General features: G+C 66.5%; 27 protein-coding genes. 20 read left to right on the top strand and 7 right to left on the bottom strand.

Translation table 11 applies throughout. From position 1 onward, the window contains the following. Nucleotides 1-39 precede the first annotated feature (39 nt). From argH to AC07O0_RS12790, 13 genes are all read left to right on the top strand, one after another. Nucleotides 40-1,455 carry an argininosuccinate lyase gene (gene argH, locus AC07O0_RS12850; protein WP_494623522.1) on the top strand — a complete coding sequence of 472 codons (1,416 nt, stop codon included), beginning with the start codon at nt 40-42 and terminating at the stop codon, nt 1,453-1,455. Next, nucleotides 1,452-2,345: an amino acid ABC transporter permease gene (locus AC07O0_RS12845; protein ID WP_494623520.1), complete on the top strand. Its 894-nt coding sequence runs from the start codon at nt 1,452-1,454 to the stop codon at nt 2,343-2,345. Before argH ends, AC07O0_RS12845 begins: the two co-directional genes overlap by 4 nt. 5 nt (nt 2,346-2,350) lie before the next feature. After that, nucleotides 2,351-3,115: an amino acid ABC transporter ATP-binding protein gene (locus AC07O0_RS12840; RefSeq protein WP_494624199.1), complete on the top strand. Its 765-nt coding sequence runs from the start codon at nt 2,351-2,353 to the stop codon at nt 3,113-3,115. 44 nt (nt 3,116-3,159) lie between these two features. Further along, on the top strand, nt 3,160-3,990 hold the full coding sequence (locus AC07O0_RS12835; protein ID WP_494623518.1) for an ABC transporter substrate-binding protein: 831 nt from the start codon (nt 3,160-3,162) through the stop codon (nt 3,988-3,990). Between the two features lie 169 nt (nt 3,991-4,159). Further along, nucleotides 4,160-4,384, top strand: coding sequence for an AbrB/MazE/SpoVT family DNA-binding domain-containing protein (locus tag AC07O0_RS12830; RefSeq protein ID WP_494624197.1), 225 nt, complete (start codon nt 4,160-4,162; stop codon nt 4,382-4,384). Further along, on the top strand, nt 4,381-4,776 hold the full coding sequence (locus tag AC07O0_RS12825; RefSeq protein ID WP_494623516.1) for a type II toxin-antitoxin system death-on-curing family toxin: 396 nt from the start codon (nt 4,381-4,383) through the stop codon (nt 4,774-4,776). The genes AC07O0_RS12830 and AC07O0_RS12825 overlap by 4 nt, the downstream gene beginning before the upstream one ends. Next, on the top strand, nt 4,773-5,669 hold the full coding sequence (locus AC07O0_RS12820) for a beta-keto acid cleavage family enzyme (protein WP_494623514.1): 897 nt from the start codon (nt 4,773-4,775) through the stop codon (nt 5,667-5,669). The genes AC07O0_RS12825 and AC07O0_RS12820 overlap by 4 nt, the downstream gene beginning before the upstream one ends. Nucleotides 5,670-5,745: 76 nt before the next feature. After that, on the top strand, nt 5,746-7,110 hold the full coding sequence (locus tag AC07O0_RS12815) for an ABC1 kinase family protein (protein WP_494623512.1): 1,365 nt from the start codon (nt 5,746-5,748) through the stop codon (nt 7,108-7,110). 239 nt (nt 7,111-7,349) lie between these two features. After that, entirely contained in the window at nt 7,350-7,634 is a 285-nt protein-coding gene (locus AC07O0_RS12810; RefSeq protein ID WP_494623510.1) for an aa3-type cytochrome c oxidase subunit IV, read from the top strand. A gap of 20 nt (nt 7,635-7,654) precedes the next feature. Further along, nucleotides 7,655-8,794: a Re/Si-specific NAD(P)(+) transhydrogenase subunit alpha gene (locus tag AC07O0_RS12805; protein ID WP_494623508.1), complete on the top strand. Its 1,140-nt coding sequence runs from the start codon at nt 7,655-7,657 to the stop codon at nt 8,792-8,794. 26 nt (nt 8,795-8,820) lie between these two features. After that, nucleotides 8,821-9,252 (top strand): NAD(P) transhydrogenase subunit alpha part 2, encoded by a 432-nt coding sequence (locus AC07O0_RS12800; RefSeq protein WP_494623506.1) that lies wholly within the window; start codon nt 8,821-8,823, stop codon nt 9,250-9,252. Nucleotides 9,253-9,257: 5 nt separating this feature from the next. Then, complete coding sequence (locus AC07O0_RS12795) at nt 9,258-10,664, top strand: NAD(P)(+) transhydrogenase (Re/Si-specific) subunit beta (RefSeq protein WP_494623504.1); 1,407 nt, start codon at nt 9,258-9,260, stop codon at nt 10,662-10,664. A gap of 85 nt (nt 10,665-10,749) precedes the next feature. Next, nucleotides 10,750-11,607, top strand: a complete 858-nt coding sequence (locus AC07O0_RS12790) for an alpha/beta hydrolase (RefSeq protein WP_494623502.1) — start codon at nt 10,750-10,752, stop codon at nt 11,605-11,607. A gap of 14 nt (nt 11,608-11,621) precedes the next feature. Here the strand turns inward: AC07O0_RS12790 and AC07O0_RS12785 are convergent, their stop codons facing one another. The 5 genes from AC07O0_RS12785 to AC07O0_RS12765 all read right to left on the bottom strand — a co-directional run bounded on the left by AC07O0_RS12785 (nt 11,622) and on the right by AC07O0_RS12765 (nt 15,001). Next, the gene (locus tag AC07O0_RS12785; RefSeq protein WP_494623500.1) at nt 11,622-12,470 is read right to left on the bottom strand and encodes a tetratricopeptide repeat protein; all 849 of its coding nucleotides are present in this window, start codon (nt 12,468-12,470) and stop codon (nt 11,622-11,624) included. 190 nt (nt 12,471-12,660) lie between these two features. Continuing rightward, nucleotides 12,661-12,918, bottom strand: coding sequence for a 30S ribosomal protein S21 (gene rpsU, locus AC07O0_RS12780; protein ID WP_092161278.1), 258 nt, complete (start codon nt 12,916-12,918; stop codon nt 12,661-12,663). 167 nt (nt 12,919-13,085) lie between these two features. Next, the gene (locus AC07O0_RS12775; protein ID WP_494623497.1) at nt 13,086-14,186 is read right to left on the bottom strand and encodes a 5-(carboxyamino)imidazole ribonucleotide synthase; all 1,101 of its coding nucleotides are present in this window, start codon (nt 14,184-14,186) and stop codon (nt 13,086-13,088) included. Then, nucleotides 14,183-14,680 carry a 5-(carboxyamino)imidazole ribonucleotide mutase gene (purE, locus tag AC07O0_RS12770; RefSeq protein WP_454024791.1) on the bottom strand — a complete coding sequence of 166 codons (498 nt, stop codon included), beginning with the start codon at nt 14,678-14,680 and terminating at the stop codon, nt 14,183-14,185. The genes AC07O0_RS12775 and purE overlap by 4 nt, the downstream gene beginning before the upstream one ends. Nucleotides 14,681-14,782: 102 nt before the next feature. Then, nucleotides 14,783-15,001 (bottom strand): YdcH family protein, encoded by a 219-nt coding sequence (locus AC07O0_RS12765; protein WP_110488657.1) that lies wholly within the window; start codon nt 14,999-15,001, stop codon nt 14,783-14,785. A gap of 231 nt (nt 15,002-15,232) precedes the next feature. On the opposite strand from AC07O0_RS12765, the gene AC07O0_RS12760 reads away from it, so the two are divergent. The 7 genes from AC07O0_RS12760 (at nt 15,233) to AC07O0_RS12730 (ending at nt 20,822) form a co-directional block, all read left to right on the top strand. Then, nucleotides 15,233-15,421 carry a YdcH family protein gene (locus AC07O0_RS12760; protein ID WP_494623494.1) on the top strand — a complete coding sequence of 63 codons (189 nt, stop codon included), beginning with the start codon at nt 15,233-15,235 and terminating at the stop codon, nt 15,419-15,421. 186 nt (nt 15,422-15,607) lie between these two features. Further along, nucleotides 15,608-16,444 (top strand): AraC family transcriptional regulator, encoded by an 837-nt coding sequence (locus tag AC07O0_RS12755; RefSeq protein ID WP_494623492.1) that lies wholly within the window; start codon nt 15,608-15,610, stop codon nt 16,442-16,444. 68 nt (nt 16,445-16,512) lie between these two features. Then, complete coding sequence (locus tag AC07O0_RS12750) at nt 16,513-17,232, top strand: alanyl-tRNA editing protein (RefSeq protein ID WP_494623490.1); 720 nt, start codon at nt 16,513-16,515, stop codon at nt 17,230-17,232. 7 nt (nt 17,233-17,239) lie between these two features. Next, nucleotides 17,240-18,187 carry a DMT family transporter gene (locus AC07O0_RS12745; protein WP_494623488.1) on the top strand — a complete coding sequence of 316 codons (948 nt, stop codon included), beginning with the start codon at nt 17,240-17,242 and terminating at the stop codon, nt 18,185-18,187. A gap of 8 nt (nt 18,188-18,195) precedes the next feature. Further along, entirely contained in the window at nt 18,196-19,290 is a 1,095-nt protein-coding gene (gene argE, locus AC07O0_RS12740; protein ID WP_494623486.1) for an acetylornithine deacetylase, read from the top strand. 108 nt (nt 19,291-19,398) lie between these two features. Beyond that, entirely contained in the window at nt 19,399-20,301 is a 903-nt protein-coding gene (locus AC07O0_RS12735; protein ID WP_494623484.1) for a GGDEF domain-containing protein, read from the top strand. A 20-nt stretch (nt 20,302-20,321) separates the two neighbouring features. Next, nucleotides 20,322-20,822, top strand: coding sequence for a GNAT family N-acetyltransferase (locus AC07O0_RS12730; RefSeq protein ID WP_494623482.1), 501 nt, complete (start codon nt 20,322-20,324; stop codon nt 20,820-20,822). Between the two features lie 63 nt (nt 20,823-20,885). Here AC07O0_RS12730 and AC07O0_RS12725 read toward each other — a convergent pair whose 3' ends face one another. Together AC07O0_RS12725 and AC07O0_RS12720 are read right to left on the bottom strand one after the other, a co-directional pair. Then, nucleotides 20,886-22,514, bottom strand: coding sequence for an acyl-CoA synthetase (locus AC07O0_RS12725; RefSeq protein ID WP_494623480.1), 1,629 nt, complete (start codon nt 22,512-22,514; stop codon nt 20,886-20,888). A gap of 62 nt (nt 22,515-22,576) precedes the next feature. Then, on the bottom strand, nt 22,577-23,335 hold the full coding sequence (locus AC07O0_RS12720; protein WP_494623478.1) for a sulfite exporter TauE/SafE family protein: 759 nt from the start codon (nt 23,333-23,335) through the stop codon (nt 22,577-22,579). Nucleotides 23,336-23,433 lie beyond the last annotated feature (98 nt).

The following is a 23,433-nucleotide window of genomic DNA, read 5'->3' as shown; positions in this document are numbered from 1 at the left end:
GCGGTCAAGAGGGCAGGGTTCCCGGTAGGGGAGAAGATCATGAACCATAATACGCGTCTCTGGGGCGGCCGTTTTCGTAAGTCGCCGGACCCGCGCATGATGAAGCTGTCGAGCGCGGCCGGCGCCCATGCCCGCCTCGCCCCGCAGGACATCGCCGGCGGCAAGGCGCATGCGGCCGAGTTGGAGCGCGCCGGATTGCTCAGCCAGGACGAATTCAAGACCATCGTCGCGGCGCTCGAAGCGATTGCCGCCGATCTCGCCGCCGGGACGCTCGCGCCGGACGAGAGCGATGAGGACGTCCATACCTTCATCGAGCGCGTGCTGACCGCACGGATCGGCGCGACCGGCGCCAAGCTCAGAGCCGGGCGCTCGCGCAACGACCAAGCCGCGAATAATCTGAAACTCTATCTGCGCGCCGAGGCGCGGGTGATCGGCGCGATGCTGGCCGAACTGCTCGATGCCATCGCTGGCCAGGCCGAGCGGCATGCGGCCTCTGTCTGCCCGGGCTTCACCCATCTGCAGAGCGCCCAGCCCGTCACCTTCGGCCATTGGCTGATGGCGCATGGCCAGGCGCTGTCGCGCGATGCCTCCCGCCTGCAGGACTGGGAGAAGCGTTCCTCGCTTTCGCCGCTGGGTGCCGCTGCGCTCGCCGGCTCGGCGATCGCGCTGACGCCGGAGCTCAGCGCCAGGGCGCTCGGCTATGACGGCCCGTGCGAAAACTCGGTCGACGCCGTCGGCGCGCGCGACCATGTCGCGGAGTTCCTGTTCGTTTCGGCGATGCTGGCGACCAACCTGTCGCGACTGGCAGAGGAGGTGACGCTCTGGACCTCGCGCCAGTTCGGCTGGGTCGTGCTCGACGACGCCTTCGCGACGGGCTCCTCGATCATGCCGCAGAAGAAGAACCCTGATATCGCCGAGATCTCGCGCGGCCGGGCGGCCCGTCTCACAGGCGACCTTGTCGCCATGCTGGGCGCACTGAAGGGCCTGCCGCTCGCCTATAACCGCGACCTCGCCGAGGACAAGCGCGCCGCCTTCGACGCGGTCGACGTGCTTGGCGAGGTGCTGCCGGCCTTCGCCGGGCTGGTCGCGACGATGGAGGCCAAGCCCGAGGTGATGCGGGCGCAGGCAGGCGCTGGCTTTGCGCTGGCGACCGAAGTCGCCGATCATCTCGCCCGCAAGGGCGTGCCCTTCGCCGAGGCGCATGAGATCAGCGGCGCGCTGGTGCGCTATTGCGAGGAGATAGGCCGCGAGCTCGAAGGGCTGGAGCCGGTGGAATTGCGCGCGATCGATCCGCGCCTCGACGAGAGCGTGCTCGCGGTGCTGACGCTGGATGCGGCGGTGGCGGCGCGCAGCGGCCATGGCGGCACGGCGCCGGCGCGGGTCGTCGAGCAGATCGGCCGTTTCCGCGGCTGGCTTTCCGGCTTTGCGCAGTGGACGAGGGAGCGCGCGGCATGAGCAGTGCAACCCAGACCATGCCGGACCGCGGCCTTGCCGAGCTCGCCGGCCTGACCATCGTTCCCAAGCGCTTCTATGGCCGCTGGATCGCCGCTGCGGCGATCCTGTTCGTGCTGGCCTGGATCGTGAAGGCGTTCGCGCAGGGGCAGATCGCCTGGCCGGTGGTGGCGCAGTTCTTCACCGCGCCGGCCATTCTCGCCGGCCTCGTCAACACGCTGATCATGACCGTCTGCGCCATGGGGCTCGGCATCGTGCTCGGTGTCGTCTTCGCGATCATGTACATGTCGCCGAATCCGGTGCTGCGCGGTGTCGCGCTGTTCTACATCTGGTTCTTCCGCGGCACGCCGCTGCTGCTGCAGCTCCTGCTCTGGTTCAACCTGGCGCTGGTCTTCCCGACGATCGGCATCCCCGGCGTGGTCGAGTGGCGGACCATCGACATCATCGGCCCGTTCATGGCGACGCTGCTCGGCCTCGGCATGAACCAGGGCGCCTATACAGCCGAAGTCGTTCGTTCCGGCATCCTCTCGGTCGACGTCGGGCAGACCGAGGCCGCCAAGGCGATCGGCATGACGCGGTTGACGACCTTGCGCCGGATCGTGCTGCCGCAGGCGATGCGGGTGATCATCCCGCCGGTCGGCAATGAGGTGATCAGCATGGTCAAGCTGACCTCGGTCGCCAGCGTGATCCAGTTCTCCGAGATCCTGCGCAACGCGCAGAACGTCTACTACGCCAATGCCCGCGTGATCGAACTCCTGATCGTCGCGGCCGGCTGGTACCTGCTCGTCGTCACTCTCCTGCAGATCGGCCAGTTCTTCCTCGAACGCGCCTTCTCGAAGGGCAGGGGCGAGCGCCGCGCCAAGCCTCAGATTGCCGAGGAGGCCGCCGCGTGACTCCGCTGTCCCCGATCGTCGTCGCCGCCAGCGTCACCAAGCAGTTCGGCCCCTTGAAGGCGCTGAACAAGGTCTCGCTCTCGGTCCAGCCGGGCGCGGTGCAATGCATCATCGGCCCGTCCGGTTCCGGCAAGTCGACGCTGCTGCGCTGCATCAACCAGCTCGAGAAGATCGATGCCGGCGCGATCACCGTCGCCGGCGAGCTGATCGGCTATCGCCGCGTCGGCAACGAACTGCACGAGCTCAGCGACGCCGAGATCGCGCGCCAGCGCCTGAAGACCGGTATGGTCTTCCAGCGCTTCAACCTGTTCAACCACATGACGGTGCTGCAGAACATCATCGAGGGCCCGCTCACCGTGCTGAAGCGGCCGCGGCGCGAGATCATCGCCGAGGCGATGGCGCTGCTCGATCGCGTCGGCCTGGCCGAGAAGCGCGATTCCTATCCGATCGAGCTCTCCGGCGGGCAGCAGCAGCGCATCGCGATTGCCCGTGCGCTGGCGATGAAGCCGCAGGTGATGCTGTTCGACGAGCCGACCTCGGCGCTCGACCCGGAGCTCGTCGGCGAAGTCTTGAACGTGATGCGCGACCTTGCCGCCTCCGGCATGACCATGATCGTCGTCACCCATGAGCTCGGCTTCGCCCGCGAGGTCGCGAGCGATGTCGTCTTCATGGACAAGGGCGAGATCGTCGAGCAGGGCCCGCCGCAGCAGGTGCTGGTCGCGCCGAGCCAGGCCCGCACCCGCGACTTCATCGCCGCCGTCCTCAAGTGACCCAAGACCAAGTGCACCTAAGCAAAGACAAGAGGGAGACCACCATGCTTCGCCTTTCGCTCGCCGCCGCGCTGCTCGCCGGCACCGCGCTCGCCGCCCAGGCCCAGGCCTTGCCGGATCGGATCAAGACCGCCGGCAAGATCGTCATCGCGACCCAGCCGAACTACGCGCCGATCGTCTACAAGGATCCGGCGACCAACCAGATGGTGGGCTTCGACTACGAGCTCGGCGAGGCGATCGCCAAGGAGCTCGGCGTCAAGGCCGAATGGCAGGACACCGCCTTCGCGCAGATGCTGCCCTCGCTGACGACTGGTCGCGTCGACATGGTGATGGCCGGCATGAGCGACCTGCCGGCCCGGCGCGAGACGGTCGATTTCGTCGACTACATGGTCTCGGGCGCGCAGTTCTATACCGTCACCGCCTTCGCCTCGACGATCAAGTCGGTCGAGGATCTCTGCGGCAAGAGCGTCGGCGCCAGTCGCTCGACCAACTGGCCGAAGCAGATCGGCGAGTGGAGCGACGCCAACTGCGTCGCCAAGGGCAAGCCGGCGATCACCGTGGTCGGCACGGAAGGCTCGGTCGACGCCCGCACCCAGCTCAAGACGCAGCGCCTGCAGGGCGGCGTCCAGGGCAGCGAGACGATGAGCCATTTCCAGAAGCTCGAGCCGAACACCTATATCCCGCTCGGCGAGCCCTTCACCCGCTCGCTCACCGGCATCCCGTTCCCGAAGACGGCCGAGGGCGGCCAGCTGCGCGACGCGGTCAAGGGCGCGCTGGAGCGCCTGCAGGCGAACGGCACCTATGACGCGCTGGTCGCCAAGTATGTCCAGCCGAGCAACGTGCTGAAGCCGATCTCGGTCAACAAGGGCGAGTGAGGCGAACGTATCTATCCTTGGCAGCCTCTTTTCGAAGGAGGCTGCCGAGGACAACCGTCACTGAGAGCGGCGCTGACTGCTAGGCATTTGTCTGTTATACATTTCGTACAACAGGCAAGCTCCGGAGCGCGCCATGAACAAGCCCGAGAAGCCCGCGGCCGAGCAGGCCATGGTCCTGCAGGTCCGGAAGATCGGCAATTCGGTCGGCATCATCCTGCCGAAGGAGTTGCTGGCGCGATTGAAGCTGGCGGAAGGCGACAAGCTCACAGTGGTCGAGCAGCCTGAAGGCGCCTTCAAGCTGACGCCGCACGCCGACCTGCATGAGCGCACCATGGCGATCGCCCGCAAGGCAATGAAGCAATACGCCAATGCGTTGCGCGAGCTGGCGAAGTGACCGAGCCGTTCTGGCTCACATCCGATGTCGTCGCCGATATCCATTCCGAGCAACTGGTGCTCTTCGGCGGCCCCGACGGCGTTCGTGATCGCGGCCTGCTGGAATCCGCTCTGGCGCGGCCGATCAACCGCTTTGCCTATGGCGAGACTGACATGGCGGCGCTGGCAGCGGCCTATGCATTCGGCATCGCCAAAAACCATCCCTTTATCGATGGCAACAAGCGTGTCTCGCTGCTGGCGCTGATCATCTTCCTTCGGCTGAACGGAATCGAGTTCGCGCCCAGTGAAGCCGATGCCGCCGCGATCATCCTCGCGCTCGCGGCCGGCGAGGTCGAGGAGGAGGGGCTGACGCGCTGGATCCGCGACAACTGGCCGAAGGATGCACCGGCATGAGCAAGCCGATCTGGATCGAGGCTGCGATCAACGGGCCCTGGGGCAAGGAGCGCCAGCCCGGCATCCCGATCGCGATCCCCGACATCGTCTCGGATGGGATCGCGGCGGTCGAGGCCGGCGCCGCGATCGTCCATCTGCATGTCTACGATGTCGAGACCGGCCGCCAGCGCGACGACTGGGAGCTCTATGCGCAGGCGATCGAGGGCATCAGGGCGAAGGTCGACGCGATCGTCTATCCGACCATTCCGATCCTGGGATCAGGCTATGCCGGCGATCTGATCGGCTCCGGCCGCTACACCCATCTCGAGGAATTGGCGAAGCGCGGGCTGGTCGAATGGGGCGTGCTCGACCCCGGTTCGTGCAACTGGACGACCTTTGCGGGCATTCCCAAGGGCGAGGCCGGCTTCATCTACCAGAACCCCGGCGAGCATATCCGTGAGGGGATGGACGTCGCCCAGCGCCACAAGATCCATCCGAGCTATGCGATCTACGAGCCCGGCTTCACCCGGCTCGGGGCTGCGTTGGCCAGGGCCTATCCGGGCATGCCGACGCCGATCTACCGGCTGATGTTCTCCGACGCCTTTGCCTGGGGCTTTCCGCCGAAACCCTATGCGCTGGAGGCCCATCTCGCACTGCTGGCGGAGTGTGCACCTGAGGCTCCGGTGATGATCGCCGGGCTCGGCGTCGACCTCTCTGAGATCATAGCCCCGGCGGTCGCGCGCGGCGTCCATGTCCGTGCCGGGCTGGAGGACGCGCGCTTCGGCGAGAGGCGCAGCAATGTGAAACTGATCGCCGACATGGTCAGCAAGGTCGAAGCGGCCGGTGGGCGGCCGGCAAGTGTGACCGAGGTCAGGGCGCAGCTGGCGGCGGTCGCGAAGACTGGACGTTCCTGAGACAGCGTGTCGGCTGGCTTTCCCTGGCGGAGCGCCTACATCGGGTAGCAGCCCGTCATCAGCCGCGCGAGCCCCGATGTCCGAACGCGATAGCGAAGCCAATCGATTCTCCGCCCGCGCGGCGCGCTATGCCCGCGTCGGCGCCAATGTCGGCGGGGTAGCGGCGCGGATCGCCGGCACCAAGCTGTTCGGGCTGGAGGGTCGCAACGCCACCAATGCCGAGGCGCTGGCCAAGGCGCTCGGCGGGCTGAAGGGGCCGCTGATGAAGGTGGCGCAGCTCGTCGCCACCATCCCCGACGTGGTGCCGCCGGAATACGCCGCCGAACTGCAGAAATTGCAATCGGAGGCACCGCCGATGGGGGCGGCCTTCGTCAAGCGCCGGATGCAGGCCGAGCTTGGTCCGAGCTGGCGCGAGCGCTTCGGCGAGTTCGATCTTAAGCCGGCTGCGGCAGCCTCGCTCGGGCAGGTGCATCGGGCGACGACTCTCGACGGCGTCCGGGTCGCCTGCAAGCTGCAATATCCCGACATGGAATCGGCTGTCGAAGCCGACATCTCGCAGCTTGAGATCCTGTTCGGTCTGCACCGGCGCATGGGCGCAGTGATCGACACCAGCGAGATTGCCAAGGAGATCAGCGCCCGCGTCCGCGAGGAGCTGGACTATCGCCGCGAGGCCAAACACGTCGCGCTCTACCAGAACATGCTGGCTGCCACGCCGGAGGTGCACGTGCCCGAGGTCGTGCCGGAGCTGTCGACGCGCCGGCTCCTGACCATGGGCTGGCTCGATGGCGACAAGATCCTCAACCACAAGCAGGCGAGCCAGCAGGTCCGCGACCGGATTTCGACCGCGATGTTCCGGGCCTGGTGGCGGCCGTTCAGCCATCACGGCGTCATCCATGGCGATCCGCATCTTGGCAACTACACAGTCTTCCAGGAGGGCGGCGAGCCGGGAGGTATCAACCTGCTCGACTATGGCTGCATCCGGATCTTTCCGCCGAGCTTCGTCGGCGGCGTGGTCGATCTCTATCGCGGCCTGCTCGAAGGCGACGAAGCCCGTGTCGTCCATGCCTACGAGGTCTGGGGCTTCAAGGGGCTCAACAAGGAGCTGATCGACACGCTCAACATCTGGGCGAAGTTCATCTACGGCCCGCTGCTGGAGGACCGCACGCGCCGCATCGCCGAGGGCGTCAAGCCGTCGGAATACGGTCGCAAGCAGGCCTTCCAGGTTCATTCGGCGCTGAAGGCGCGCGGGCCGGTGACGGTGCCACGCGAATTCGTCTTCATGGACCGCGCCGCGATCGGCTTGGGCGGCGTCTTCCTGCATCTCGACGCCGAGCTCAACTTCCACCGGCTGTTCGAGCAGGAGATCGAGAATTTCAGCGTCGCGCGGGTGGAGAGCGAGCAAAGAGGGGCGCTCGCGACGGTTGGTCTTGGGAATTCCTGACGATCAGAATCGGCAATACAGTTGTGACGCGGTGCCACATGGTCCGCCGGGGCTACCACGGCAAGTCATGCTCGACATCGTCAGTTAAATCGATTTAAGTCATGCCGGATACGGTTTTTCCTTAGCGTCATGCGGCTGTTGCCTACAAAATGGGCGCGCTCGCTCCGGCGCTCCGTTGCCGACCCTTTTCAGGTGCGGTACAGGGCGTAAAGGACAGGATTGAACTCGGGACTTTTTTCATGGCCGACCACGGACACGCTGCCGACATTCCGCAGATGGACTACCCGGAGCACGAGCGCACCTACGTGGGCTTCATCCACTTCGCCGAAGTCGGCACCGTCGCCTGCCTCGCGATCGTCGCGGCGCTCGCTGTCGGCGGCGCCAAGCATGCCTGGGGTACCGCCATCATCGGCACGCTGCTGACGCTGGTCGGCACCGGCGTCGGCATCGCCGCCCCGTCGATCGGCTGGCGCGCCACGCTCGTTCCCCTCGTTCTGATGCTGCTCGCGCTCCTCCTCTACTAAGCCCGAAAGGCCTGGCCTCCATGCGCATCGCTGTCCCAGCCGAAACGCAAGGGGCGGAGACCCGCGTCGCCGTGACGCCGGAAACCGTCCGCAAGTTCATTGGCCTCGGGGCCGATGTCGCAGTGGAGAAGGGGGCGGGCCTCGCCTCCGGGATTACGGACAGCGAATACGAGACGGCAGGCGCCAAACTGGCGGAGAATGCTGCCGAGGCGCTGGCCGGCGCCGACATCGTGCTGAAGGTGCGCCGTCCGGCCGAAAGCGAGATCGCGGGCCTGCCGGCCGGCGCGCTCGTCGTCGGCATCATGGACCCCTATGGCAGCGAGGCGCAGGTCGAAGCGCTGGCGAAAGCCAATGTCGCGGCCTTCGCCATGGAGTTCATGCCGCGCATCACCCGTGCGCAGGTGATGGACGTCTTGTCCTCGCAGGCCAATCTCGCCGGCTATCGGGCGGTGGTCGACGGCGCCGCCGAATACGGCCGGGCGCTGCCGATGATGATGACCGCGGCCGGTACCGTGCCGGCGGCGAAGATCTTCATCATGGGCGTCGGCGTTGCCGGCTTGCAGGCGATCGCAACGGCGCGGCGCATGGGCGCGATCGTCACTGCGACGGACGTTCGCCCGGCCACGAAGGAGCAGGTCGAATCGCTCGGCGCCAAGTTCCTCGCCGTCGAGGACGAGGAGTTCAAGCAGGCGCAGACCGCTGGCGGCTACGCCAAGGAGATGTCCAAGGACTATCAGGCCAAGCAGGCCGAACTGACGGCGAGCCATATCGCCAAGCAGGACATCGTCATCACCACCGCGCTGATCCCGGGGCGCCCGGCGCCGAAGCTGATCTCGGCGGCGATGGTCGAGAGCATGAAGCCCGGCTCGGTGATCGTCGATCTTGCGGTCGAGCGCGGCGGCAATTGCGAACTCGCCAAGCCGGGCGAGATCGTGACCACGGCCAATGGCGTCAAGATCGTCGGCCATCTCAACGTGCCCGGCCGCCTGCCGGCGACCTCCTCGAGCCTTTACGCCAAGAACCTCTTCGCTTTCGTCGAGACGCTGATCGACAAGGCCGAGAAGAAGCTCGCGGTGAACTGGGATGACGAGCTGGTCAAGGCGACCTGCCTGACCAGGGACGGCGCCGTCATCCATCCGAATTTCGCGGCGAAGGCCTAACGCACTGCATAGGGGAGTGTCACGTCATGGCTAATCCGACACCCGAACAGGCGCTCGAACAGGCCCGCTCCGCCGCGGCATTGGCGAAACAGGCCGCTGAACTCGCCGAGAAATATGCCGACCAGGCTGCGGCCGCCGCTGGCGCTGCGACTGGCGTCGATCCGACCGTCTACCGGCTCGCCATCTTCGTGCTCGCCGTCTTCGTCGGCTACTACGTGGTCTGGTCGGTGACGCCGGCCCTGCACACGCCGCTGATGTCGGTCACCAACGCGATCTCCTCGGTCATCGTCGTCGGCGCCCTGCTGGCGGTCGGTGTCCAGGTGGCGCCTGCCATGGGCGACGGGCCGCTCTGGGCCAAGGTCTTCGGCTTCATCGCGCTGATCCTGGCCTCGGTGAACATCTTCGGTGGCTTCCTCGTCACCGAGCGGATGCTCGCCATGTACAAGAAGAAGGGCTGACGCGCATGGCCGCCAATCTCGCCGCCCTTCTCTACGTCGTCTCAGGCGTCCTCTTCATCATGGCCCTGCGCGGGCTGTCGCATCCGACGAGCTCGCGCCAGGGCAACCGCTACGGCATGATCGGCATGGCGATCGCCGTGCTGACCACGGTGATCTTCTATCCGCCGGCCGGCTTCTCCGGCTGGCTGCTCGTCATCCTCGGCATCGCCATCGGCGGCGGCTTCGGTGCCTATATGGCCAAGCGCGTGCAGATGACGCAGATGCCGCAGCTCGTCGCCTTCTTCCACTCGCTGGTCGGCCTTGCCGCCGTGCTGGTGGCGGCGGCGGCGCTCTATGCGCCGGAAGCCTTCGGCATCGGCCAGGTCGGCAAGATCAAGGGCGCCAGCCTGTTCGAGATGGGACTGGGCGTCGCCATCGGCGCGATCACCTTCACCGGCTCGATCATCGCCTTCCTCAAGCTCGACGGGCGAATGAGCGGCAAGCCGATCATGCTGCCGCAGCGCCACGCCATCAATATCGGCCTTGGCGTCGCGCTCTTCGTGATGCTGCTGATCTTCCTGAAGACGGAAAGCCATGTCCTGTTCTGGCTGATCGTCCTGGTCTCCTTCGCGCTCGGCGTGCTGCTGATCATCCCGATCGGCGGCGCGGACATGCCGGTCGTCGTCTCGATGCTGAACTCCTATTCGGGCTGGGCGGCGGCGGGCATCGGCTTCACGCTCGGCAATATGGCGCTGATCATCACCGGCGCGCTCGTGGGCTCGTCCGGCGCGATCCTGTCCTACATCATGTGCAAGGCGATGAACCGGAGCTTCATCTCGGTCATCCTTGGCGGCTTCGGCGGCGATGACGCCGTGGCCGGTGCGGGCGGCGCGGTGGAAGCTCGCCCGGTCAAGCAGGGCTCGCCCGACGACGCGGCCTACATCATGAAGAATGCCGGCAAGGTCCTGATCGTGCCGGGCTACGGCATGGCGGTGGCACAGGCTCAGCATGCGCTGCGCGAGATGGCCGACCTGCTCAAGAAGGAAGGCGTCGAGGTCAAGTACGCCATCCATCCGGTGGCAGGCCGCATGCCCGGCCACATGAACGTGCTGCTGGCGGAAGCCAATGTGCCCTATGACGAGGTTTTCGAGCTCGAGGACATCAACTCGGAATTCGGCCAGGCCGATGTCGCCTTCGTCATCGGCGCCAACGACGTCACCAACCCGGCCGCCAAGACCGACAAGGCCTCGCCGATCTACGGCATGCCGATCCTCGACGTCGAGAAGGCCAAGACCGTACTGTTCATCAAGCGCGGCATGGCGGCCGGCTATGCCGGCGTCGAGAACGAGCTGTTCTTCAGGCCCAACACGATGATGCTGTTCGGCGACGCCAAGAAGGTCACCGACGAGATCGTCAAGGCGATGGCTCACTGATAGCGGCACTCGTCATTGGAACGTCGCAAAGGGCCGGCTCGATGCCGGCCCTTTCGTTTCTGGCGAGGCCTGAAGGAAGCCGGTGATGCGCAGGATCCTGAAGCTTCTCGCTATCGGAGCGCTCTGCGCCTATGCCGCCGTGCTGGCGCTGCTCTACCTCAAGCAGCGCGAGATGATGTATCCGCGCAATCCGGCGCGTGCTGAGATCGCCGGCGCCAATCTGCCGGGTGTCGAGGAGGCGACGCTGACCGCTGCCGATGGCGAGAAGCTGATCGCCTGGGTGGTGCCGCCGCGCAAGGGCAAGCCGGTGCTGCTGTTCTTCCACGGCAATGCCGGCAATTTCGGCCGCCCGATCCGGCAGACGCGCTTTCGTGCGTTGACCGAAGATGGAACCGGCCTGTTCGCGGTCAACTATCGCGGCTATGGCGGTTCGACCGGCTTACCCACCGAGGATGGCCTGGCGCAGGATGCGCGCGCGGCCTATGCGGCCGCCGTGGCGCGTTTCGGCGCCGAGCGGCTGGTCGGCTATGGCGAGTCGCTCGGCACCGGCGTCGTGGTGAAGCTGGCGGCGGAAATGTCGCTCAAGGCGGTGATCCTGGAAGCGCCATACCTTTCGACCGCCGCGGTGGCGCAGCAGCTCTACCCTTACGTCCCGGTCGGGCTGTTCATGCACGATCAGTTCCGCTCGGATCAGGTCATCGGCAAGGTCAAGGCGCCGCTGCTCGTCCTGCATGGCCAGCGCGATGGCGTCATCCCGTTCAACCAGGGTGAGGCGCTGTTTGCGCTGGCGAATCCGCCGAAGCGCTTCGTGCGCTTTCCGGAGGGCAATCACGAGAACCTGCCGGCGCATGGCTCGGCGCCGGAGATCAGGCGCTTCCTCGCCGACCTGGATGCCGGACGCTTGGCCGGCAGCGAGACGGTGACCGCAGCGGCGCGGCAGTAGGCGGGGATCCGGCTTTAGAGGCGGAACATCCCGCCACCACCGCCGAGGCGGGCGGAGCCGGCACGAGCGATCTGGTTGTTGCCGTCGAGGCCGAGGGCGCGCTGATAGGCCTCGCTCGCCTCGGTCTTCTTGCCCTGCTTCTCGAAGGCGAAGCCGCGGCCGGCCCAGGCGGCGGCATTGCGGTTGTCGACATTGAGCGCGGCGGTGAAGTCCTCGAGCGCCGAGTCGTATTTGCCGAGCGCGTTCAGGCTCTCGCCACGGGCGATGTAAGGCGGGGCGGTATAGGGATTGCGGTCGATCACCGAGTCGAAATCGGTGACGGCATGCTGGTGCTGGCCTTCCTTCTGGTAGACCAGCCCGCGGGCATGAAAAGCCTCGGCCGATTCCGGGTTGAGGCGGATGGCGGTGTTGAGATCGGCGAGCGCTTGCTGGCTGTTGCCCTGCAGGCGCAGCAGATTGGCGCGGGCGATATAGGCCGGGGCGTAGTTCGGATTGGCCGTGGTGGCGCGGTTGAAATCCTGCAGCGCAGCGTCGTTGCGACCACTCTGGCGCAGCGCCAGGCCGCGATTGGTGTAGGCCGGCGCGAAATTGGCATCGATCTGCACCGCCTTGGTGAAGTCGGAGATGGCGTCGGAATAGCGGCCGACACGGGCATAGGCCGCGCCGCGGGTATTGTAGGCCTGCGGATCGTTCGGGTTGCGGCTGACCACCTCGCTCAGGGAGCCGATATTGACGCTCGCGGCTTCGGTGTTCTCGGTCTGGAGTTCGGCAACGCCGGCGCCGGAGCCCATGCTCACCGTGTCGCAGCCTGCGAGCGCGAGCGCCAGGCCCGTCGCGATCAGCCAGTTCCTGCCTGTGACCATGTTCTTATCCATTGCTCAAGCTCTCGCCTGCCATGCGCCGCGACCGCCCCGGTGCGCCGCCCATCCTCCAAAACGCCCAAGCCCTGCCAAAGTTTGGTTAACGACGCTACAAAAATGACAGCGCCCGGAGAAGCTCCAGGCGCACACAGATATCAGAACGGTAGCGGGCGGCGGCCGGAGCCTTGCGTGGTCAGACCGCCGGCCGAGCGGGACGCTCGGGGCGCTTCGGCTTCACCGGCGCCGGCAGCAGGCCTTCGCGCTGCAGCTTCTTGCGGATCAGCTTGCGGGCGCGGCGAACGGCCTCGGCCTTTTCGCGCGCCTTCTTCTCGGACGGCTTCTCGTAATGGCCGCGAAGCTTCATCTCACGGAAGATGCCCTCGCGCTGCATCTTCTTCTTCAGCGCCCGCAGCGCCTGGTCGACATTGTTGTCGCGAACGAGAACCTGCACGTCTCTTAGTCCGTCGTTGTCGGTGGTCCGGAATCGGGGCGGCGACCTCCCGTCCGGAAGATCGCCGCGAAGGTCGTGCGGATACCAGAATTCCCGTGACCTGTCCACGCTGCAGCGCGGCAAAACGCGCGCAAACACGCGGGTTTCGCCTGATCCGGCGTCACGCCTCAGTCGTCCTCGGGGACGACGCGGGTGACGTGGCCCATCTTGCGGCCGGGCCTGGCCTCGCGCTTGCCATAGAGGTGCAGATGCGTGCCCGGCTCGGCCAGGATGGCGCGCCAGTCGTTCGCCTGGTCGCCGATCAGGTTCTCCATGGTGACGCGGCCGCGCCGCGTCGTCGCGCCGAGCGGAAAGCCGCAGACGGCGCGGACATGCTGGTGGAATTGCGAGGTCTGCGCGCCCTCGCTGGTCCAGTGTCCGGAGTTGTGGACGCGCGGAGCAATCTCGTTGACGACGACCTGTTCGCCGGTCTTGCCCTCGACCAGGAAGAATTCGACGGCGAAGACGCCGACGTAACCGAGCGCCTCGCCGATGCGCCGTGCCGCTTCGATGGCGGCGTCGGCTGCAGCCACATCGATGCGGGCAGGCACCTGCGTCAGCGCCAGGATGTGGTCGCGATGTTCGTTCTCGCAGACATCGAAGGCCGCGAAGGAGCCATCGGCAGCGCGGGCGGCAACGACCGAGACCTCGCGCGCGAAGGTGACGAAGCCTTCGAGGATCGCCGGGAAATGGCCGATCTCGTCCCAGGCCTGCGCGAGATCGACGTCGTCGGCGATCTTGACCTGACCCTTGCCGTCATAGCCGAAGCGGCGGGTCTTGAGCACGGCGGGGCGGCCGAGCCTGGCGACGGCCTGCTCCAGATCGGCAAGCGAGTCGACCTGCTCGAACGGCGCGACGGCAAGGCCGAGCCCGGCGACGAAGCGTTTCTCGGTGAGACGGTCTTGCGTCACCGCGAGCGCCCGGGCGCCGGGATGCAGCGGCGTGCGGGCGGCGAGGAAGGCTGCGGTCGCAGCGGGGACGTTCTCGAACTCGTAGGTCACGACATCGACGGCGTCGGCGAAGCTGGCGAGCGCCGCCTCGTCCTCATAAGCGCCGATGGTGTGGCGGGCGGCGACCTCATAGGCCGGGCTGTCGGGCTCGGGCGCGAAGATGTGGGCGCGTACGCCGAGATCGGCCGCCGCGAGCGCCAGCATGCGGGCGAGCTGCCCGCCGCCGAGGATGCCGAGCACGGCGCCAGGGCCGAGACCGCGTGGATCAGGCTGGCTCATGCCTCGTCCTTCGGGCGCTCGGCGACGGCATTGCTCAACCTGGCGCGCCAGGCGTCGAGTCGCTCGGCGAGAGCGTCGTCGGAGAGTGCGAGCACGGCGGCGGCGAGCAAGGCGGCGTTGATCGCGCCGGCCTTCCCGATGGCGAGCGTGCCGACCGGAATGCCACCCGGCATCTGCACGATCGAGAGCAGGCTGTCCTGACCGGAGAGCGCCTTGGATTCGACCGGCACGCCGAAGACGGGGAGCGGCGTGAGCGAAGCCGTCATGCCCGGCAGATGCGCCGCGCCGCCGGCGCCGGCAATGATGACCTTGAATCCGGCTGCTCTCGCGCCCTTGGCGAAGTCGACCATCCGGTCGGGCGTGCGATGGGCCGAGACGATGCGCGCATCGAAGGGGATGCCGAGCTCACCAAGCGTTTCGGCGGCATGGCGCATCGTTGCCCAGTCGGACTGGCTGCCCATGATGATGGCGACGGGAGGGGTCGGCTCGGCCATGAGATCAGATGCTTCCCGGCAGGAGGGAGGAAGCGCGCGATCTAGACCGGCCGCAACGTCACAGGCAAGCGCGGAATCGGGATTCCCGCGGAATTTCCGCGCCTAAGCGATGATATCCGGCGTCAGCTGGTCTTCGAGATAGGAGATCCGGTCGCGCAGATAGAGCTTGCGCTTCTTCAGGCGCTGGATCTGGATCTGGTTGACCGGGCCGAGCCGTTCGAGCGCATCGATGGCGCTGTCGAGGTCGCGATGCTCCTCGCGCAATCGCGCGAGCTCCGCCTCCAGGACCTCGATCTCCTCCGGGCTCAGTTCGAATCCCATGAAGCCGTCTCATCATCGCCGCGATCGCGGCCGACTATGCGCAGGTGCGGGCGGCGCGGCAAGGGTGCCGCCCGGGCAGATGCAAGGCTGGCTCGCTCGCATTCACGCGCCTCGGGAAAGGTCCCGGAAGGGATCACAGAAACTCATGGTGCGGTGCACGTCTGCCCCGCAGACGCGAAGCCGGCTCTGTGTCAGACTTGACCTGCCAGAACGCTCATCAGGAGGATCCAGATGTCGCTGCAGACCCATCTCGCCGAGCTTGAACGCAAGCATCGCCAGCTCGAGGAAGCTATCGCCCAGGCGGTATCGAGCCCCTCGTCGAACGATCTCAGCGTGGCCGAGCTGAAGCGAAAGAAGCTGCTGCTGAAGGACGAGATCGAGCGCGTGCGGTTGACCATGCCGTCACCGACATTGCACTGAGATGACAGAGCGGGCCGCGGCGGCCCGTGACGAATCCGCGCAAGGCGCGTCACCGGCCCCGAAAGGGGCCGGTTTTTTGGGGGTCGAGCACCGGGCCAGCCACCAGCCTTCCGGTCGCCAGCGCGGCCGGGCTTGGACGCGCTGCGTTGATCGTGCAAGAATCGCTGCGCCACGAGGGATGCGCCGTTGGCCCGGGTCGATACACGCAACACCACTCGCTACTGGAATGCGGCCGGCGTCGACGGGCTCAGCTGCCTCCACGCTGACTTCACGACGCATGACTACGCCCCGCACCAGCACGATGCGTTCGTCGTCGCCGTGACGGAGAGCGGGGGCGCGGAGTTCAAGAGCCGCGGGCGCAGCGACGAGGCCCGGGAGAGCGTCCTGCTGGTCTTCAATCCCGCCGAGCCCCATTCCGGCCGCATGGGCTGGAGCAAGCGTTGGCGCTACCGCTCGATCTACCTGACGCAGCCTGCCATCGATCAGGTCACCGCCGATCTCGGGATCAGTCGGCCGGCCTATTTCATGCGCAATGTCCTCGGCGATGCCGATCTGATCGCAGCCTTCGCCCGGCTGCATCGCTCGCTCGATGATGGTCAGGATCCGCTCGAAGAGCGCGAGCTCCTCGTCGCCAGCTTCGGCCAATTGTTCGCGCGCCATGGCGACGGTGCCCGGTTGATCCCGATCGCCCCACGCGACGAGAAGGCGGTTGCAGCCGTGGCGCGGCGGATGGCCGTCCAGCATGCCGAAAACGGGCTGAACCTGAACGAGATGGGGCTCTGGGTTGACATGACGCCGTTCCAGCTCATCGGCCTGTTCAAGCGCACGATCGGGCTAACGCCTCACGCCTATCTCACGCAGCTCCGGCTGAAGGCGGCGATTCGCCAGTTGAAGGCCGGCGCGCCCATCGCAGATGCAGCCCTGACCAGCGGCTTCTATGACCAGAGCGCGCTGACCAGGCACTTCAAGCGCTCGTTTGGGATCACGCCGCTTCAGTACCAACGGGCCGGCCCTGCCATCTGATCGATCAATTTCCGCCAATACCGCGCTGAGCCAACCCGCCAGACTCCCCAACGAAAAGGAGTCTTCGCGTGACGCGCTATTTCTGCCTGGACGAGCCGGAGGTGTTCGACCTCGAAACCGCGGTCGTGGCTGCCGAGCCGGGCCGCGTCCGGCTCGATCGCTCGCCGTTCTATCCTGGTGGCGGCGGCCAGCTCCCCGACAGGGGAACGTTGCACTGGTCGGGCGGCGAGGTCCTGATCGCCGGCTTCGAGACGAAGACGGACGGCATCTGGCACCTGCTCGTCGAGCCGGTGATGCTGTCGGGCGCCGTCGCCGCGCAGGTCGACCGCCCGTTCCGGCAGCTCATGCGCGAGCTCCATACCGATCTGCACATCGTCAATGCGCTGGTCTATCAGGGCTTCGACGGCGCGCTCGTGACCGGCGTCCAGATGAACGAGGACGGGACCGCACGGATCGATTTCGACCTGCCAGAGGCGGATAACGAGCGCCTGCGCGGCCTCGAGGGCGCTATCAACGACGTGATCACCCAGGACCTGGCAGTCCGTGAGACCTATGTCGGTGAGGACGAAGCGTTCGACGAGCCCGGCCTGATCCGCTCGCGCTCGGTTACGCCGCCGCCGACGGCCGATGGCAAGATCAGGGTCGTCGATATCGTCGGGCTCGATCGCCAGGCCTGCGGCGGCACGCATCTGGCTTCGACTGGGGCGTCGCGGCCGGTGCGGATCCTGAAGATCGACAACAAGGGCCGGCACAACCGGCGCGTGCGCATCGGCCTCGACGGCGTGTGAGGCGGCGATGTCTGCTTTGTTGCAAAGGCTCTGGGTGCGTCCGCTTCTGCTGCTCTGGCTGCCGCCGCTGTTCTGGGCCGGGAATCTCGTCCTCGGTCGCGCGCTCGGTGCGAGCTTTCCGCCGGTCTCGCTGGCCATTGGACGCTGGCTCGTGGCGCTGGCCTGTCTTGCTCCCTTCATCGGCAAGCAGGCCTGGCGGGAGCGGGCGCTGCTCCGGCAGCATCTTGCCCTGATCACCGCCTGCGGCGCCTTCGGCGTCGCCGGCTACAACGCGCTGGGATATCTCGCGTTGCGGACGACGCCTGCAGCCAGCGTCGCCTTCCTGAACTCGACCCTGCCGTTGATGGTGCCCCTCGCGGCCTTCGCGCTCGGCGTCGAGCGCGTCTCGCGCCGGACGCTCGCCGGCATCGCAGTGTCCTTCGCCGGCGTCGTGTGGATCGTCGCGCGCGGCGATCTGCAACAGCTAGGTGGCCTGCGGGCCGATGGCGGCGAATTTCTGGTGCTCATCGCCGTCGCGAACTACGCCATCTATTCCGTCCTGCTCCGGCGCAAGCCGGCGAGCCTGAGCCCACTGGTGTTCCTGGCTGCCACCATGGCGGCCGGCCTGCTGGTGCTCGCGCCGTTCTGGGCCCTCGAGCTGGCACAGGGCGCACGCATCCCGACCGATGCGGGTTCGGTTGCTGCGGTTCTCTATATCGGCGTGTTCGCCTCGCTGCTCGCCTTCATCCTCTGGGGGCATTGCGTCGCTACTCTCGGACCGAGCGTCACCGGTGTGTCGTTCCATCTCGTGGCGCTGTTCACGGCCCTGCTCGCGATGATCGCGCTGGGCGAGCCGGTACGCGGCTTCCACGTCATGGGGATGGCGCTGATCCTCGCCGGTTTCTTCCTCGCGACCGGGAATTGGGTGGGTGCCCGGCAGCGGCCGGCATCTCAACCCGGCCCAACCCGGCTCTGAGAGTGGTCATGGATACGACCGGGATCCTGCGCAGGCTCGTGGCCTTCGACACGACGTCGCGGCATTCCAATCTTGATCTGGTCCACTGGGCCGCCAACTATCTGGAAGGGCTCGGAGCGCGGGTGTATCTGACCAGCGATGCCTCGGGCGCCAAGGCCAATATCCTGGCGACGATCGGCCCCGACATGCCGGGCGGCATCGTCCTCTCCGGGCATACCGATGTCGTTCCTGTCGACGACCAGGATTGGGCGAGCGACCCGTTCGTGCTCACCAGCAGCGACGGGCAGCTACATGGCCGCGGCGCCGTCGACATGAAGGGGTTTGTCGCCGCCTGTCTTGGAGCGGTACCCGGCTGGCGGGCCCGGGACCTTCGGCGGCCGATCCACCTGGCTTTGTCCTATGATGAGGAGGTCGGCTGTCTCGGCGTCCCACTCCTGATCGCCGACATGCAGGCGCGCGATCTGGCTCCGGCGCTCGCCGTTATCGGCGAGCCGACGCAGATGCGCATCGGGCTCAGCCATCGCGGCTTCTACGGCTACCGCAGCGTCTTCCACGGCCGCGCCGCCCATTCGAGCGATCCGCGCCTCGGCGCCAGCGCGATCGAGCCGGCGGCGGCATTCGTCGCGACGCTCGCGGCCTTTGGTGATGCGTGTAGTGGAACCAGCGTCAACATAGGCAAGATCGAGGGCGGCAGCGCCATCAACATCATCCCGGAGCGTTGCGAGGTCGTTTGGGAGTTCCGGCCACCCGATGAAGCGACTGCCGGCGCTGTGCTCGCCGCAATTGAAAGATTAGCGACCGGGTTGGCTGCCGGGGTGAGCGTTGAGACGATGCCGCTTGCACGCGTGCCGCCGCTCTCTTGCGACCCAGCCGGTCCAGCCGTCGGAGTAGCGCGCCGGCTCGGCGGGATATGGCCGCCGATGGCGATGCCGTTCGGGACCGAGGCGGGCTTCTTCCAGCAGGCAGGCATCCCGGCGCTGGTCTGCGGCCCCGGCTCGATCGCGCAGGCGCATCAGCCGAATGAGTGGATCGCGCTCGCCGAGCTGAACGCAGCTGAGCAATTCCTTGCGCGGGTCGGAGACTGGGCGGCGGCCGAGCTGTGAGGCCGCCCGTGAGCCGCGGCAGCTCGCGACGAACGCGCGCTTTGCGCAGCACAGTTTTACCCGCCGCTAAACACTCCCACGTAACGTATCGTCAGGAGTGCGGCGCACATGGCGTTGTTCGGCGATATCACCGAGAGCCTCTTCGAGACCAGCGGCACGCTCGTGGCGCTTTTCGATCCGCAGGACATCCTGCGGAGATCGAACGCTGCTTATCGCGCGGCCTATGGTGTCGCCGCGCACGAGGCGATCAGCTGGGCTGAGATCGTGCGGCGCAATTTCGAGCAGCGCCGCGGTGTCGCCTTCGCGACCGAGGATTTCGAGCACTGGCTGACCTCGGCCCGGTCCCGCCGCGGGAAAACCGCCTACCGCGCCTTCGAGACCGATATCACCGATGGCCGCTGGCTATGGATGACCGAAACGGTTTCGCCGACCGGCTGGATGCTGTGCATAGCGTCCGACATCACCGAGCTGCGAACCGGCGAACGCAGTCTGCGGCAAGACCGGGACAGTGCCCGCAAGGCTTCGCAGACCGACGAACTGACCGGGATCTCGAACCGGCGCTACTGCATGAGCGTGCTGCAGGAGATTATTGCCAGGGAGAGCCGCGGCGAGGGCAGCGAAACCTGCGTCGCGCTGCTCGATATCGATCGCTTCAAGCAGATCAATGACCGTTTCGGCCATCAGTTCGGCGATGCGGTGCTGATCGATTTTGGCAAGAGCGTGCAGAGGAATCTGCGCCCCGCCGACAGCTTCGGGCGGGTTGGTGGGGAGGAGTTCTTGCTGATCCTGCCGCAGCTCGGGCCGGCGGCAGCCGAGCTCCTGATCGAGCGCCTGTTCAGAGCGGTCGGCCGGCCTGGATCCCTGCCGTCGCAGCCAAGCTTCCACTATTCGTTCTCAGCGGGCCTGACACAGATCCGGCCCGGCGATACGCTCGCGGAGGTCTACCACCGCGCCGACGCTGCCCTCTATGATGCCAAGGTCGGCGGCCGAGGCCGGCAGATGTCGGCTTGATCGGCGAGTAGGAAGAGACCGTGGACTATACTCGACTCGTAAAACCCATCCTGCTGCCTGCGGAGTTCCTCGCACCTTCGACCTTGTTTTTCGAGGATCTTGTCGCGACGGTCCTCGGGCGCGAGCATCTCGCGGACGATGTTGCCGGCATCAACGCCAGCATCGCGCTGATCCAGAAGACGCGCGGGGGTGGCTGGCCGACGGTTGCGGTCACCGAGGATGGCAACTTCATCGATCTGGTCTGGCACGAGTGCGAATTTCGTGAAGGGTATTCGTTCAGCTACGCCGTATACACCGTCGACCGGGAGTATCTCGGCTGTTGTTATCTCTACCCGCTGGGAAGGCGCACGTCGCTTTCAGAAGAACTGGCGGAGTGCGAAGTCGATATCAGCTGGTGGGTAACGCCGTCGGCCTATGAGAGGGGCTATTACGCAAAGCTCTTCCGCGCATTGCGCCAATGGGCAAGCACGGATTTTCCGTTTTCCGCCGTGCACTACTCCAACGTCCTGATCCCGAGCTGAATCGTCGATGAGCTGTCGCGCGGGTCGGCCAATGGGCACGGGCCGCCATCGCGCGACGCTTCATCACAGTGCCCGCGCCATCTCGCGCAGCTTGAACTTCTGGATCTTTCCGGTCGAGGTCTTCGGCACCTCGGTGAAGACCACGGTCCGTGGGCATTTGAACGAGGCAAGCAGCGTCTTGCACCAGGCGATGATCTCGTCCTGCGTGGCGGTTTGCCCCGGCTTCAGCTCGACGAAGGCGCAGGGCGTCTCACCCCATTTCTCGTCGGGCTTAGCGACGACGGCGGCGGCGTGCACAGCCGGATGCTTGTAGAGCGCGTCCTCGACCTCGATTGAGGAGATGTTCTCGCCGCCGGAGATGATGATGTCCTTGGAGCGGTCCTTGAGCTGGATATAGCCGTCGGGATGCATCACGCCGAGATCGCCGGAATGGAACCAGCCGCCCGCGAAGGCGGCGGCGGTCGATTTCGGGTTCTTGAGATAGCCCTTCATCACGACATTGCCGCGGAACATCACCTCACCGAGGCTTTGGCCGTCATGCGGCACGCGCTCCATCGTTTCCGGATCGAGCACGTCGAGCCCTTCCAGCGCCGGATAGCGCACGCCCTGGCGCGCCTTCAGCGCCGCCTGCTCGCCACCCGGCAAGGCGTCCCAGGCACCGTTCCACTCGTTGACCACGGCGGGGCCATAGACCTCGGTCAGCCCATAGAGATGGACGACGTTGAAGCCGGCCTGCGCCATGCCGGCGAGCACCGCCTCGGGCGGCGGCGCAGCGGCTGTGAAGAAATTCACCTTCTGCGGGAAGCTGCGGCGCTCGGCATCGGGCGCGTTGAGCAGTGCCGACATCACGATCGGCGCGCCGCACATATGGCTGACGCCATGCTCGGCCAGTGCATCGTATATCGCCTTGGCCCGGACCTGACGCAGGCAGACATGGGTGCCGGCGAGCAGGCAGATCGTCCAGGGGAAGCACCAGCCATTGCAGTGGAACATCGGCAGGGTCCAGAGATAGACCGGGTGCCGGCCCATGCCGCCGGTGAGCACGTTCGAGGTCGCGAGCAGGTTGGCGCCGCGGTGGTGGTAGACCACGCCCTTGGGATCGCCGGTGGTGCCGGAGGTGTAGTTCAGCGCGATCGCGTCCCACTCGTCCGTCGGCATGACCCAGTCGAAATCGGGATCGCCCTGCGCGAGAAAATCCTCATATTCGACGCTGCCGAGGCGCTCGCCCGGGCCGTCATAGACGGGGTCGTCGTAATCGATGACCAGCGGCTTCGCCTTGCAGAGCGCCAGCGCTTCCTTGACCGTCCCAGAGAACTCGCGGTCGGCAATCAGCACCTTGGCCTCGCCATGGTCGAGCGAGAAGGCGATGATCGCGGCATCGAGGCGGGTGTTGAGCGTGTTCAGCACCGCGCCGCACATCGGCACACCGTAATGGCATTCGAGCATGGCTGGGGTGTTCGGCAGCATTGCCGCAACCGTGTCGTTCTTGCCGATGCCGTGCTGCTTCAGCGCCGAGGCGAGGCGGCGGGTGCGGGCGTAAAGCTCGGCGTAAGGCCGCCTCAGCGGACCATGGATGACGGCGATATGGTCCGGGAAGACGCTGGCGGCGCGCTCGAGGAAGGGCAGCGGCGAGAGCGGCTGGAAGTTCGCCGGGTTGCGGTCGAGATCGGTGTCGTAAGGCGAAATCGGCATAGCGTTCGGCGTTCCCAGCTGTCGTTGCCAACCAGCCTAGAAGCGCCGCCCGCTGCGGGCAATCAGCCGAAGAGTGGACGCAGCCCGTCGAAGACCAGTTTCACGCCGACTGCGATCAGCAGCCAGTAAATGATGGTGTAGAAGCGCTCGGCCGGGACGCGCCGGACCAGCCAGACGCCGGCGATGGTCGAGAGGATCGCGACCGGGGCGAGCGCAGTCGAGGCCATCAGGTTCTGGCTGCTGAACTGGCCGAGGACAAAATAAGGCAGCACCTTGATCCAGTTCATCAGCGCGAAGAACAGCGCGCCGGTGCCGACGAAAACCGCCGGAGGCAGGCGCTGCGGCATCGCATAGATCTGGAAGGGCGGGCCGCCGGCGTGGGCGATCATGCTGGTGAAGCCGCAGATCGCGCCCCAGACCGTGCCGGCCGTGTAGTTCGCCTTCGTCACCGGCTGGGCTGAGGTCTTGCCGGCGAGAAGCCGGCGCAAGGCGAAACCGATCGAGATCACCCCGACCGCGAGGCCGACGACGGCGTCGGAAACCTTCGCCGCCAGGAGATAGCCGGCGAGCACGCCGAGCAGCATGCCCGGCAGCAGGGTTGCGAGGTTCCTGCGGTCGAATTCGCGGCGATAGGACCAGACGGTGACGACGTCCTGGATGATCAGGATCGGCAGCATGATCGCCGCTGCCTGCACCGGCGAGACGAGCAGCGCCATCAGCGGCAGCGAGAGCAGGCCGAGCCCCGAGAAGCCGCCCTTGGATAGCCCCATCAGGACGACGGCCGGGACCATGACGGCAAAGAAGGTGAGGTCGAAGGTCATCGTCCCGCGCGGCTGCCGGCTGGGCCGGGTGTGCAGCGCAGCCCATCCGGTTGCGCTGAAAGTCTGACGGACGAACGCTTGCGCGCAAGGAGCGGACA

The organism is Allobosea sp. GW821-FHT10B12 (assembly GCF_059415545.1).
This window is presented reverse-complemented; position numbering and strand designations above follow the sequence as displayed.